Here is a 13,125-nt window from a genome sequence, read left to right as displayed (position 1 = left end):
GTGCGAAAGCCGCCTCGGGAACAACATTCTCTGTCTGCTCGCGGTAATACGCGCGGCTGCTCACGGTAATACGGGGGCCAGGTTACCCCCGCTGCACGGCGCCGACGCGGGCGGCTGCGGCCTGCACCGCCGCTTCGCGCGCGGCGCTGGCCTCGTCTTCGGTGAGCGTGCGGTCGGGAGCGCGGAACCGCAGCGCCAAGGTCAGCGACTTGCGGCCCTCCCCGATCTGCGGCCCGGCGTAGACGTCGAACAGGCGCACATCCTCGACCAGCGGACCCGCACCCTCGCGCACGGCCTCGACCACGCTCTGGGCCGCGACGTCGGCGTCGACCACGAGGCTGACGTCCTGGAACACCGCCGGGAACGGGGACACCGCCGGCGCGGGTCGTCTCTCGACGATCGGCACCGCGTCGAGGTCCAGTTCGACGGCGCAGGTGCGCTTGGGCAGCCCCGAGCGCTCGAGCACCGCGGGGTGCAGTTCCCCGGCGTGGCCGACGACGATATCGCCGACGAGCACTTCGGCGCACCGCCCGGGGTGCCATGGCAGGTGCTGCGCGGGCCGCAGCACGAGGTCGACCCCGGTCACCCGGCCGATGAGCCGCACGGCCTCGAAGGCGTCGCTGGCTTCGGCGGACCGGCCGGGTCCCCACGGCCCCACGGGTTCGCGCAGCCCGGTCAGCACCGCCGCGACGTGTTGCGGCTGCCGTGGCAGCGACGCGTCCAGCGCGGTGATCTCGTCGTCGGTGGGGCGTCGGTCGGTCGCGATCCGCTCGACCGGGCGGGCCTGCGCGGTGGGCTCCACGACCTGCGCGATCGCAAACAGCGACACATCGCCCGCGCCGCGCGACACGTTGCGGTTCAACGCCTCCAGCAGCCCCGGCAGCAGCGTGGTCGCCAGGTGCGGACGGTCGGCCTCCAGCGGGTTGAGCACCCTGGTGGTCGAGCGTCGCGGATCGTCGGCGGGCAGGCCCCACTGGTCGAACACCGCGGCCGCCAGGAACGGCGTCGGGAGCACCTCGACGTAGCCATTGAACGCCAACGCTTTTCCGATGGCCCGGCGGCGCTTCTGCAGGGCGGTCAGACCACGCCCGGCGGGCGCCAGCGGCAGCACCGACGGAATTTGCTCCAGCCCCTCCAGCCGCAGCACCTCTTCGACCAGATCGGCCGGCTGACGCAGATCGGGCCGCCAGCTCGGCGGGACCGCGGTGAGCTGTCCATCGGCGGCGACGACGTCGGCGCCGATCTGGGTGAGCCGCTTCTCGGTGGTGCCGGGCGGGTACGCGATGCCCGCGGTGCGGTCGGGAAGGTCAACGGCCATGCGCACCGGCGGCGGCGACCAGTTGTCGCGGGGCGGGTCACCGCGCCAGTCGGTCAGCGTGGGTTGTGCGGCGCCGCCGGTGAGTTCGGCGAGTAGCGTGGCGCAGCGGTCCAGCGCGGCCACCGAGATCGCCGGATCCACGGTGCGCTCGTAGCGGCGGCCGGCCTCGCTGTGCAGGTGCAGGCGCCGCTGCGTGCGCGACACCGCCGCCGGGTCCCACACCGCGGCCTCCAGTAGCACGTCGGTGGTGCTGTCGCGGACCTCGGTGGTGCCGGCGCCCATCACACCGCCGATGGCGGCGGTGGCGACGTCATCGACGATCAGCACGTCACCGGGATCGAGTTTGCGTTCGACATCGTCGAGCGTGACGACCGTCTCCCCCGGTTCGGCGAAGCGCACCGCGAAGCCGCCGGTGATCAGGCTGCAGTCATGGGCGTGCATCGGATGGCCGAGTTCGAGCATCACGTAGTTGGTGACGTCGACGGCCGGTGAGATGGCGCGGATCCCCGACAGCAGCAGTCGGCGCTGCAGCCACCACGGTGACACGGCGGCCGGGTCGATGCCGGTGACCGGACGCAGGCCGAACCGCAGGACGCCGGTGCCCTGCTGCACGGTGACGGGCAGCGCCTCACCGTCGGCGGGCAGCGCGGGCACGTCGGCGGGGTCGACGAAGTCGAGGTCGTAGGCGTTGGCGATCTCGCGGGCCAGCCCCCGCACCGACAGGCAGTAGCCGCGGTCGGGGGTGACGGCCAGGTGGAACACGACGTCGTCGAGGCCGAGCACGGCGGCGGCAGGTGCGCCCGGTTCGGCGGTGCCCGCGGGCAGCACGATGATGCCGGTGTGATCGGCGCCGAGGCGCAGTTCGGCGGCCGAGCAGATCATGCCGTCGCTGGTGCGCCCGTAGGTCTTTCGGCTGCCGATCGTGAAGTCGCCCGGCAGTGTGGCGCCCGGCAGTGCCACCACGACCAGATCGCCGACCGCGAAGTTCGTTGCGCCGCAGACGATATCGCGCGTTGCAGCTTCGCCGACGTCGACCTTCACGGCGCGGATCGGTTTCTTGAACTCGGTGAGTTCCTCGATCTCGGCGACGCGCCCGATGCTCAGTGGGCCGCTGACCGGGCCGACCGGGATGACCTCTTCGACCTCGTGGCCGATGCGGATCAGGGCCTGCTCGAGCTCGTCGGGACCGACGTCCCAGCCCGGGGCGCCGGCCTGGACGACGTCGCGCAGCCAGCTGTACGGCAGCCGCATCAGGCCCCTACCCCGAACGGCAGCGAGAACCGGATGTCACCTTCGACCATGTCGCGCATATCCGGAATTCCGTTGCGGAACTGCAAGGTTCGCTCCAACCCCATGCCGAAGGCGAACCCGGAGTAGACGTCGGGGTCGATGCCGCAAGCGCGCAACACATTCGGGTTGACCATGCCGCAGCCGCCCCACTCCACCCAGTCGGGGCCGCCTTTCTTGTCCTCGAACCAGATGTCGACCTCGGCGGACGGCTCGGTGAACGGAAAGAAGTGCGGCCGGAACCGGGTCCGCCCCGCGGGGCCGAACTGCGAGCGGGCGAACGCGTCTAACGTGCCGCGCAGGTGCGCCATGGTCAGGCCCTTGTCGACCGCGAGCCCCTCGACCTGGTGGAACACCGGGGTGTGGGTGGCGTCGAGTTCGTCGGTGCGGAACGTGCGGCCGATCGAGATGATGTAGACCGGCAGGTCACGCTCCAGCAGCGCGCGGATCTGCACCGGCGAGGTGTGGGTGCGCAGCACCTGACGCGACCCTTCGGGTGCGATATAGAAGGTGTCCTGTTCGCTGCGGGCCGGATGGTCCGGCGGGAAGTTCAGCGCGTCGAAGTTGAACTGCTCGGTTTCGACCTCCGGACCCTCCGCCAGTTCCCAGCCCATTGCGACGAAGGCGTCGGCGACGTGCTCGGCCAGGATCGTAATCGGGTGACGGGCGCCGATCTGCTGCCGGGTGGACGGCAGCGTGACGTCGATGCGCTCGGCGACCAGCACCGCCGCGTCGCGTTCGGCGCGTAGCACCGCGAGCCGTTCGTCGTAGGCCTGCTGCACCTCACCGCGGGCCACGTTGACCCGCTTGCCCGCGTCGGCGCGGTCGGTCTTGGGCAGCGCGCCCAGCGACTGCCGGGCCAGCGCAATCGGCGAGCGGTCACCGAGGTGCTCGGTCTTGGCGCGCGACAGCGCGTCGAGGTCGGCGGCCTGTGCGAAGGCGCGCCGGGACGCGCCGACGACCTTGGTCAGCGCGTCTTGGGACAGGTCTACGGGCTGATCAGCCACCCGGCGATCATAGGCGACGCCGGAACCGCTAGCTCCCGGGCGTATCGCCGTCTGCGTTCCCATCGGCGACCCGCCGACGGCGCTTTCTCACCCGGTACATGTCGAGATCGGCCGGTACACCCTCCTGTTTGGCCAACAGCACCTGCTTGCGCAGGCGTTTGGCCTCGATGCCGAGCGATTCGAAGTCCTCTTCGGAGATCCGCTCCAACGTGGTTTGCGAGACCACCAGCTCGCCCCTGGTGGCGCGCTCCATCACGCGCGCGGCGATGTTGACGTCGACGCCCAGCCAGTCCGATCCGATCCGCTGCGGGTTTCCGGTGTGCACGCCGACCCGCATCCGCGGGGTATAGCCATCCACTTCAACGGTTTTGACGGCCTCACGGGCCGTGATCGCGGCACCAAGCGCCGTCGTCGGGTCGGCGAACACCGCCATGATGCCGTCGCCCATGCGTTTGACGATGTGCCCGCCGGCTTCCAACAGCGGGGGTTCGACCGCCTGGGACACCCGCCGCAGCAGTTGCAGCGTGGCGCCGTCGCCGGCGGTCAGCGACCAGGACGAGAAGCCCACCAGATCGGTGAAGACCAGCGTCGCCTCCCGGTTCGCGGGCTTACCGGAGACCCGCTCGGTCAGGGCTTGCCAGACCTGCAGCGCTCCGAGGCTGACCTCGCGGGTGGCCGCATCGCGCTGCAGGAAGCGGTCGGCGGCTCGGGCGGCGGCGCGCGGTCCGCCCACACCCGAGGTCGACAACGGATCACCGAACTCGGGATCGCCCGGCAGCGCCCGCCGGGTGCGTCGCAGAAACGCGATGATGCCCGGATTGTGGTTGGTCTCGCCGAGCCAGCGCAACGGTCCGTTCGGACGTGGCAGCGCCGCCGGCCGTTCGGGCTCGCGGGTGTCGTCGGCTTGCTCGTCGAACGGCTCGCCATCCACGTCGCCAGCCTAAGCGGGCGTTCGGGCGGCGAACAATGTCCGTCGAGCGAAGCCGATCCGCGTTTTGCGAAGCCGCCGCGGCGATCGCCCTGATCACGCCGTTGTGGCGCATCAGTAGCCGGTGGGTAACGCATTCGCCGACGCGCCCGGCAAATCGTAGACAACATGCGTTGTCAACATTATCGTGAGGGTGGAACCGTGGGTACTGGATTTCAGCGAGGCGGCGATGAGCAGGACGACAATGACCACGAGCACTGCGGCGGCGGACCCCCTCGGGCCCGATTCGCTGACGTGGAAGTACTTCGGCGACCTGCGCACCGGCATGCTGGGCGTGTGGATCGGCGCGATCCAGAACATGTATCCCGAACTCGGCGCCGGCGTCGAGGACCACTCCATCTTGCTGCGTGAACCGCTGCAGCGGGTGGCACGCTCGGTGTACCCGATCATGGGTGTGGTCTACGACGGCGAGCGTGCCGCCGACACCGGCGCGCAGATCAAGGGCTTCCACCACGGCATCAAAGGCGTTGACGCCGAGGGCCGCCGCTACCACGCGCTGAACCCCGAGACCTTCTACTGGGCCCACGCCACGTTCTTCATGCTCATCATCAAGACGGCCGAGTACTTCTGCGGCGGGCTGACCGAAGCCGAGAAACGCCAGCTATTCGAAGAACACGTGCAGTGGTACCGGATGTACGGAATGAGCATGCGCCCGGTGCCCGAGACCTGGGAGGACTTCCAGGTGTACTGGGAGGCCAAGTGCCGCGACGAGCTGGAGATCAACCGCGCCACCCTGGACATCTTCGACATCCGCATCCCCAAACCGTGGTTCGTGCTGATGCCCACGGGAGTGTGGGACCAGATCTTCAAACCGATGGTCGGCGCGCAACGCTGGATTGCGGCCGGGTTGTTTGACGAGGCGCTGCGGGAGAAGGCCGGGATGCGCTGGACCCCCGGCGACGAGGTGCTGCTGCGTCTGTTCGGCAAGTTGGTGGAGTTCGCGTTCGTCGCGGTGCCCGACGAGATCCGGCTGCACCCGCGGGCGTTGTCGGCCTACCGTCGCGCCCAGGGCAAACTGCCTCCCGACGCGCCGCTGGTCGAGGCACCCGGGTTCATGGCGCCGCCGCCGGACCGGCGTGGTCTGCCGATGCACTACGTGCCGCAGCACAAGTCGCTGCTGGACCGTGCCGGCTCACTGGTGCATACCACGTTCTCCCTGGCGGGTTTGCGTCGACCGGCCCGGGGGCGCGGGCAAAAATCCGGTAAGGCAGCATGACTGCATGCTCGAATGGTCTGATGTCGACCTTGCCGTCCGCGATGCCGTACGTGAGTTCGTAGACAAGGAGATTCGTCCCCACGTCGACGCGCTGGAAAGCGGCGACATGGAGCCCTACCCCATCATCCGCAAGCTGTTCACGACGTTCGGTATCGCAGATATGGCCCGCGAATCGCTTGACAAGCGGCTGGCCCGGCTGCGCGACGGCGGCGACTCGTCCGGCGAGTCCGGCGGCAGCGTGCTCGGCGGTTCCGGCGGGATGGGCTACATCGTGGTCAGCGAGCTGTGCCGGGTGTGCATGGGCGTGGTCACCGGGATGGGGGTCAGCCTGGGCCTGACCGTGCCGACGATCATGAGTCGCGGCACGCTGGCCCAGCAGGAACGCTGGCTGCCCGAGCTGGTCACCTACGAGAAGGTCGGTGCGTGGGCCATCACCGAACCCGATTCTGGTTCTGACGCGTTCGGCGGCATGAAGTCCTATGTCACGCGCGATGGGGACGACTACATCCTCAACGGTCAGAAGACCTTCATCACCAACGGGCCCGACGCTGACGTGGTCGTGGTGTACGCCAAACTCGACGAACCCGGTGTCGACAAGCGCGACCGCAAGGTGCTGACGTTCGTACTGGACCGCGGGATGGAGGGCTTTGTGCAGTCAAAGCCGTTCCGCAAGATGGGCATTCACTCATCGCGCACCGGCGAGCTGTTCTTCAACAACGTCCGCCTCGGCCGCGACCGGCTGCTCGGCGAGACCGAAGGAGATGAAGCCAGCGGCGCTTCCGACGGGCGGGCCAGCGCGCGGTCGAGCTTCTCCGCCGAGCGGATCGGCGTGGCCGCGATGGCGTTGGGTGTCATCGAGGAATGCCTGCGGCTGTGCGTCGATTACGCCAAAACCCGCAAGCTCTGGGGCCAGGAGATCGCGCAGTTCCAGCTCATTCAGCTCAAGCTGGCCAGCATGGAAGTCGCCCGAATGAACGTGCGCAACATGTTGTTCCGGGTGATCGAAGCTGGCGAGAAGGGCTATTCTATTTCGCTGTCGGAGGCCTCGGCGATCAAGTGGTACTGCTCGCAGGCCGCGACCGATGTGGCAATGGACGCCGTGCAGCTGTTCGGCGGCAACGGTTATATGACCGAATACCGGGTCGAGCAGTTGGCGCGCGACGCCAAATCGCTGATGATCTACGCCGGCAGCAACGAGGTGCAGATCACGCACGTGGCGCGGGGTTTGCTCAACGGCGGCTAGCCCGTGCGCTCAGGTACAGGCAGATCGCCGCGGCCGACGCCACGTTGAGGCTCTCCGCGCTGCCGCGCATCGGTATCTGCACCCGGTGCGTGGCCAGCCCGGCCAACTCGGCGGGCAGACCGTGCGCCTCGGGCCCGAACAGCCACGCCGTCGGCTTGTCCAGGTCGGCTTGCACGGCGGGATCCTCCAGCGACACCGCACCGTCGACCGTGGTGGCCAGCACCTGTAATCCGGCCTCCCGCAACGACTGCAGCGTGGCCTCCGCGTCGGCCTCCGACACCACCGGCACCGAAAAGATGCTGCCCGCCGACGCGCGCAGGCACTTGCCGTTGTACGGGTCGACGCTGTTTGCGGTCAGCACCACCGCGTCCGCACCCATCGCATCGGCCACCCGAATCAGCGTGCCGGCATTGCCGGGTTCGGAGATGCCCACCGCGACCGCGACCAGCCGCGGCTGCGCCAGGACGTCGGCGAACGTCGTCCGCGGCATGGTGCACACCGCGACCAGGCCGACCGGTGTCACGGTGTCCGACAACGCCTTTGCGGCGCGCTCGGTGACCAGATGCACGGGAACGTCGGCCAGCATCGAGTCGAACCGGTCCATGGCGGATTCGGTGGCGAAGACCTCCGATACCAGGCCGCGCCGCAACGCCGCCTCGACGAGATTGGGTCCCTCGGCGAGGAAGCGCGCGGCGCGTCGGCGTGCGATCTGGCGGTGCAATTTGACCGCCGCCGCCACCCGAGCGGAGCGCTCGGTAAGCGTCAGGCGGCCTCTCCGGAGGGCGCGTTGACGTCCTCAGGCAGCGCGGCCCTGGCGACCTCCACCAGCGCGGTGAACGCGGCCGGATCGCTCACCGCGATCTCGGCGAGGTTCTTGCGGTCCACCTCGACGCCAGCGGCCTTGAGGCCCTGGATCAGCCGGTTGTAGGTGATGTCGTTGGCGCGGGCTGCGGCGTTGATCCGGGAGATCCACAGCTTGCGGAACTCGCCCTTGCGGGCACGCCGGTCACGGTAGGCATAGCCCAACGAATGCAGCTGCTGCTCTTTGGCTTTACGGTACAGCCGTGAGCGCTGACCGCGGTAACCCTTCGATGCCTTTAGGATCGTGCGCCGCTTCTTCTGAGCGTTGACTGCGCGCTTTACGCGTGCCATGAGAGTGTTCCTAATCGTTGGTGGTCGTACAGGTGTCGGGCGGAGTCAGCCGTTGAGCATCTTCTTGATGCGGCTCTTGTCGTTCGCTGACACCTCGGTGCGGCCGGCGAGCCGACGGGTGCGGGTAGACGGCTTGTGCTCGAGCAGGTGTCGACGATTGGCCTTCTGACGCACGATCTTTCCGGTTCCGGTGCGCCGGAAACGCTTCGAAGCGCCGCTGTGGGTCTTCGCCTTGGGCATTAGGTCCTCAGTTCTATCGTTGCTCGGTCTGTGCTTCACCGCTTGCGCGCTGTGCGGGCGGTGCGTCCGCATCGTGTGCCGCCTTGGCGCGAGTCTTCGCACCGCGATGCGGGGCCAGCACCATCGTCATGTTTCGTCCGTCCTGTTTGGCGGCCGTCTCGACGTAGCCGTAATCGGCGACATCGGCGCCCAGCCGTTGCAAGAGTCGGTAGCCCAGTTCGGGGCGCGACTGCTCGCGTCCGCGGAACATGATCGTCACCTTGACCTTCGACCCCGCTTCCAGGAACCGGACCACATGGCCCTTCTTGGTTTCATAATCGTGGTCGTCGATCTTGGGACGGAGCTTTTGTTCCTTGACGACGGTCTGCTGCTGGTTCTTGCGAGACTCGCGCGCCTTCTGCGCCGTCTCGTACTTGTACTTGCCGTAGTCCATGATCTTGCAGACCGGAGGTCTGGCGTTCGGGGCAACTTCGACAAGGTCGAGATCGGCGTCCGCGGCGACGCGGAGAGCGTCTTCGATGCGCACAATGCCTACTTGCTCGCCACCTGGTCCGATCAGGCGGACTTCAGGTACTCGAATGCGCTCGTTGACGCGGGTCTCAGTGCTGATGGGCCCTCCTATGTTGTCCTCGAGGAGGCCCGGACCCCGTCATCGCTCTGCTCGTCGAACAGGAAAGCCCTGCTCAAAGCAGGGCCCGATGCCGACCAGAACAGGCGTCGGTTGACGCCTGACCGGACCGCTGAGCCTTCGGATAGTCTCCGAGGCCAACGGTGGGAGAGGGACTCCACTTGCTGTCCCTGGCGTGTGCCGGGACGGTCGCGTATGCCAGTCTAACAGGAATGACAGAGGTTCCTGGCACTCCGCCCGACGCCGTTCCGGTTCGCGAGCTGGCCGAAATCCCCGCGGTGGAGGTGATCACCCGGTCGGCGGTCATGTTGATGAGCGCAGCGGCCGAGAAACTCGGCCTGTCCGCCGAGGACCCGCACCAGAGCCCGCACCGCGACCTCGACGAGGCACGCCGGCTGATCACCGCGCTGGCCGGGCTGGTCACCGCCTCGGCCGAGTATCTCGGGCCGCACGCCCGCCCGGTCCGTGACGGGCTGAAGACGCTGCAGCTGGCCTTCCGGGAATCCAGCGCCGTCCCCGACGAACCCGGGCACGGCCCCGGGGAGAAATACACGGGTCCGGTGCGGTAGCGCGTCGCACGAAATTTCCAGGTCGAGCGAATATTCTCCCGGCCTATGACGGTTGCCAGCCCCACCGCCGCCCGCCCCAGTTCCAGGTACCGGTGGGTGCCCGCGGCAGCCGGGTGGACCGTCGGAGTAATCGCCACCCTGTCCCTGATCGCCAGCATCTCCCCCGCGGTCCGGTCGTTGATCAGGGTGCCGCGCGAGTTCGTCAACGAGTACATCTTCAACTTCCCCGACACCAGCTTCGCCTGGGCGTTCGTGCTGGCGCTGCTGGCCGCGGCGCTGGCGGCCCGCAAACGCATCGCCTGGTGGATCCTGGTCGGCTACCTGGTGGCCGCGATCGGCTGGAACATCGGGGACCTCGTCGCAGGCGACGAGACGGTGATGGAGGAGATCGGCGAGGTCATCGGGCTGGTCTTCCACGTCGCCGCGATCCTGGTCCTGGTGCTGGCCCGGCGCGAGTTCTGGGCGAAGGTCCGCCGCGGGGCGCTGGTGAAGGCGGCCGCCACGCTGATCCTCGGGATGGCCATCGGCACCGCGATCGGATGGGGATTGCTGCAGGCATTTCCCGGAACGCTGACCCCCGACGACCGGTTCTGGTACGCGCTGAACCGGGTCTCCGCGTTCGCCGGCGCGGACGCGTCGTACTTCGCCGGCCAACCGCACGTCTTCGTCGACGCGTTGCTCGGGCTGTTCGGTGCGCTCGCGCTGATGGCCGCGGCCGTCGTGCTGTTCCAGTCCCAACGCGCCGAGAACGCGCTCACCGGTGAGGATGAGTCGGCGATCCGCGGGCTGCTCGAACTGTTCGGCAAGAACGACTCCCTGGGCTACTTCGCCACCCGCCGCGACAAGGCCGTGGTATTCGCGCCCAACGGCCGCGCGGCCGTCACCTACCGCGTCGAGGTCGGTGTCTGCCTGGCCAGCGGTGACCCAGTCGGCGATCCGAAGGCGTGGTCCGCGGCCATCGACGCCTGGTTGCAGCTGTGCGAGACGTACGGCTGGGCGCCCGGTGTGATGGGCGCCAGTTCGGCGGCGGCCGAGGTGTTTCGCGCCGCCGGCCTCAACGCGCTGCAGCTCGGCGACGAGGCCATCCTGCATCCCGAGGACTTCCGGCTCTCCGGCCCCGACATGCGGGCCGTGCGTCAGGCCGTGACGCGGGCGCGCCGCGCCGGCGTCAGCGTCCGGATCCGTCGGCACCGCGACATCGACGGTGACGAGATGACGCGGGTGATCGAGCGGGCCGATGCCTGGCGCGACACCGACGACGAACGCGGCTTCTCGATGGCGTTGGGCCGGCTCGGGGACCCGGCCGACGGCGATTGTCTTCTCGTGGAGGCGGTCCAGAACGACGCCGGGGGGTCGGGCGGGGATGAGCACCCGGTGGCGATGCTGTCATTGGTGCCGTGGGGCACCACCGGCGTCTCGCTGGACCTGATGCGTCGCTCACCGCAGTCACCCAACGGCACCATCGAGCTGATGGTCAGCGAACTGTGTATGCAGTCTGAAACCGTTGGGGTGACTCGTATCTCGCTGAACTTCGCGATGTTCCGGTCCGCATTCGAACAGGGTGCGCAGCTGGGTGCGGGGCCGGTCGCGCGGCTGTGGCGGTGGCTGCTGGTGTTCTTCTCGCGGTGGTGGCAGCTCGAGACGCTGTACCGGTCGAACATGAAGTACCAGCCGCAGTGGGTGCCGCGCTACGCCTGTTATCACGACGCCCGCCTGCTGCCGCGCGTCGGCGTCGCATCGGTGATCGCCGAAGGCTTTCTGGTGCTGCCGTTTTCGCGCCGCCACGCCCAACCGCACACCGGCCAGCACATCGCCGCACCGCAGAACCTGCTGGAATCGGGGGTGCTGAACAGCGACGGCAGCGCCCCCGACGTCGACGACCTGCAGGCCGACCTGCCCGACAACGGCCAGGCGCGGCTTCCCGAACAGGTGCGGGTCCGGATGGCCAAACTCAAGGCGCTGCAGGGCAGCGGGGTCGACCCGTATCCGGTCGGTCAGCAGCCCAGCCACACGATCGCCTTTGCGCTGGACGCCGGCGGCGACACCGCCGTGACCGTGGCGGGACGGGTGCTGCGGTTGCGCGACTACGGCGGGGTGCTGTTCGCGCAGCTTCGCGACTGGTCCGGGGAAGTGCAACTGCTGCTGGACAATTCACGGCTCGAGACAGGCTCGACAGCGGATTTCACGCACGCGATCGACCTGGGCGACCTGATCGCGGTGGCAGGCGTGATGGGCTACAGCCGCAACGGCACCCGGTCACTGCTGGTGCACAGCTGGCGGCTAATCGGCAAGTGTCTGCGGCCGCTGCCCGACAAGTGGAAGGGTCTGACCGACCAGGAGGCCAGGGTACGCGCGCGGTATGTCGACCTGGCGATCAACACCGAGGCCCGCGATTTGATCCGGGCCCGCAGCAATGTTCTGCACACGATCCGCGAAACCCTGGTGGGCAAGGGGTTTTTGGAGGTCGAAACGCCGATCCTGCAGCAGATCCACGGCGGCGCCAACGCGCGGCCGTTTCTCACCCATATCAACGCCTACGACCTGGACCTGTACCTGCGTATCGCGCCGGAGCTGTATCTCAAGCGGCTGTGTGTCGGCGGGGTCGAGCGGGTCTTCGAGTTGGGCCGCGCGTTCCGCAACGAGGGGGTGGACTTCAGCCACAACCCGGAGTTCACGCTGCTGGAGGCCTACCAGGCGCACGCGGATTACCACGTCTGGATCGACGGGTGCCGGGAGCTGATCCAGAACGCCGCGCAGGCCGCTAATGGTGCGCAGGTGTTCCTGCGTCCCCGCGACGACGGGTCGCTGGAGCCGGTCGACATCTCCGGGGCGTGGACGGTCAAGACCGTGCACGACGCGGTGTCGGAGGCCCTCGGCGAACAGATCGGCCCCGACACCGATCTGGCGACGCTGCGGGGGCTGTGCGACGCCGCCGGTATCCCCTACCTGACGCACTGGGATGCGGGCGCGGTGGTGCTGGAACTCTACGAGCGCCTCGTCGAGGACCGCACCGAGGAGCCGACGTTCTACAAGGACTTTCCGACGTCGGTGTCGCCGCTGACCCGCCCGCACCGCAGCATCGCCGGCGTGGCCGAACGCTGGGATCTGGTGGCCTGGGGGGTGGAGCTGGGCACCGCCTACAGCGAGTTGACCGATCCGGTCGAGCAGCGCAGGCGGCTGCAGGCGCAGTCGCTGCTGGCGGCCGGTGGCGACCCCGAGGCGATGGAACTCGACGAGGACTTCCTGCAGGCCATGGAGTACGCGATGCCGCCGACGGGTGGGCTGGGCATGGGCGTGGACCGGGTGGTCATGTTGATCACCGGGCGCAGCATCCGCGAGACGTTGCCGTTCCCGTTGGCCAAACCACGCTAGTCTTCGCAAGAAGACGTGAACTCGCACTGGCGGCGCCCTTTTCGTGCGACTTTGCGTCTGCTCGCGCTAGCGTGGCGGTATGCCGGAGGAACCCGACGAACCCGA

General features: G+C 68.4%; 11 protein-coding genes. 4 read left to right on the top strand and 7 right to left on the bottom strand.

The window, feature by feature from the left end:
• Positions 1-82: 82 nt before the first annotated feature.
• The 3 genes from pheT to ABQF13_RS19765 are packed head-to-tail and all read right to left on the bottom strand — an operon-like array spanning position 83 to position 4,543.
• The gene (gene pheT, locus ABQF13_RS19775) at positions 83-2,569 is read right to left on the bottom strand and encodes a phenylalanine--tRNA ligase subunit beta (RefSeq protein ID WP_448394473.1); all 2,487 of its coding nucleotides are present in this window, start codon (positions 2,567-2,569) and stop codon (positions 83-85) included.
• The gene (pheS, locus tag ABQF13_RS19770; protein ID WP_448394472.1) at positions 2,569-3,612 is read right to left on the bottom strand and encodes a phenylalanine--tRNA ligase subunit alpha; all 1,044 of its coding nucleotides are present in this window, start codon (positions 3,610-3,612) and stop codon (positions 2,569-2,571) included. The genes pheT and pheS overlap by 1 nt, the downstream gene beginning before the upstream one ends.
• A gap of 28 nt (positions 3,613-3,640) precedes the next feature.
• A complete protein-coding gene (locus ABQF13_RS19765; RefSeq protein WP_448394471.1) occupies positions 3,641-4,543 on the bottom strand; it encodes an adenylate/guanylate cyclase domain-containing protein in 903 nt (300 codons plus the stop codon).
• A gap of 241 nt (positions 4,544-4,784) precedes the next feature.
• On the opposite strand from ABQF13_RS19765, the gene ABQF13_RS19760 reads away from it, so the two are divergent.
• Together ABQF13_RS19760 and ABQF13_RS19755 are read left to right on the top strand one after the other, a co-directional pair.
• Positions 4,785-5,816 (top strand): oxygenase MpaB family protein, encoded by a 1,032-nt coding sequence (locus ABQF13_RS19760; protein WP_448394470.1) that lies wholly within the window; start codon positions 4,785-4,787, stop codon positions 5,814-5,816.
• Between the two features lie 4 nt (positions 5,817-5,820).
• Positions 5,821-7,059, top strand: coding sequence for an acyl-CoA dehydrogenase family protein (locus ABQF13_RS19755; RefSeq protein WP_448394469.1), 1,239 nt, complete (start codon positions 5,821-5,823; stop codon positions 7,057-7,059).
• Here the strand turns inward: ABQF13_RS19755 and ABQF13_RS19750 are convergent.
• Genes ABQF13_RS19750 through infC form a run of 4 tightly spaced genes read right to left on the bottom strand, consistent with a single transcriptional unit; the run spans position 7,046 to position 9,061 of the window.
• On the bottom strand, positions 7,046-7,798 hold the full coding sequence (locus ABQF13_RS19750; RefSeq protein WP_448394468.1) for a TrmH family RNA methyltransferase: 753 nt from the start codon (positions 7,796-7,798) through the stop codon (positions 7,046-7,048). The genes ABQF13_RS19755 and ABQF13_RS19750 overlap by 14 nt on opposite strands.
• A 23-nt stretch (positions 7,799-7,821) precedes the next feature.
• The gene (gene rplT / locus ABQF13_RS19745) at positions 7,822-8,211 is read right to left on the bottom strand and encodes a 50S ribosomal protein L20 (protein ID WP_448394467.1); all 390 of its coding nucleotides are present in this window, start codon (positions 8,209-8,211) and stop codon (positions 7,822-7,824) included.
• Positions 8,212-8,256: 45 nt separating this feature from the next.
• Positions 8,257-8,451, bottom strand: coding sequence for a 50S ribosomal protein L35 (gene rpmI, locus ABQF13_RS19740; protein ID WP_163904918.1), 195 nt, complete (start codon positions 8,449-8,451; stop codon positions 8,257-8,259).
• 13 nt (positions 8,452-8,464) lie between these two features.
• Positions 8,465-9,061, bottom strand: a complete 597-nt coding sequence (infC, locus tag ABQF13_RS19735) for a translation initiation factor IF-3 (protein WP_448394506.1) — start codon at positions 9,059-9,061, stop codon at positions 8,465-8,467.
• A 230-nt stretch (positions 9,062-9,291) separates the two neighbouring features.
• Here infC and ABQF13_RS19730 point away from each other — a divergent pair, with 230 nt between their 5' ends.
• Both ABQF13_RS19730 and lysX read left to right on the top strand, forming a co-directional pair.
• Entirely contained in the window at positions 9,292-9,648 is a 357-nt protein-coding gene (locus tag ABQF13_RS19730) for a DUF1844 domain-containing protein (RefSeq protein ID WP_448394466.1), read from the top strand.
• 45 nt (positions 9,649-9,693) lie between these two features.
• Complete coding sequence (gene lysX, locus ABQF13_RS19725; protein WP_448394465.1) at positions 9,694-13,020, top strand: bifunctional lysylphosphatidylglycerol synthetase/lysine--tRNA ligase LysX; 3,327 nt, start codon at positions 9,694-9,696, stop codon at positions 13,018-13,020.
• The last annotated feature ends 105 nt before the right edge of the window (positions 13,021-13,125 follow it).

This window comes from Mycolicibacterium sp. XJ879 (assembly GCF_053483935.1).
This window is presented reverse-complemented; position numbering and strand designations above follow the sequence as displayed.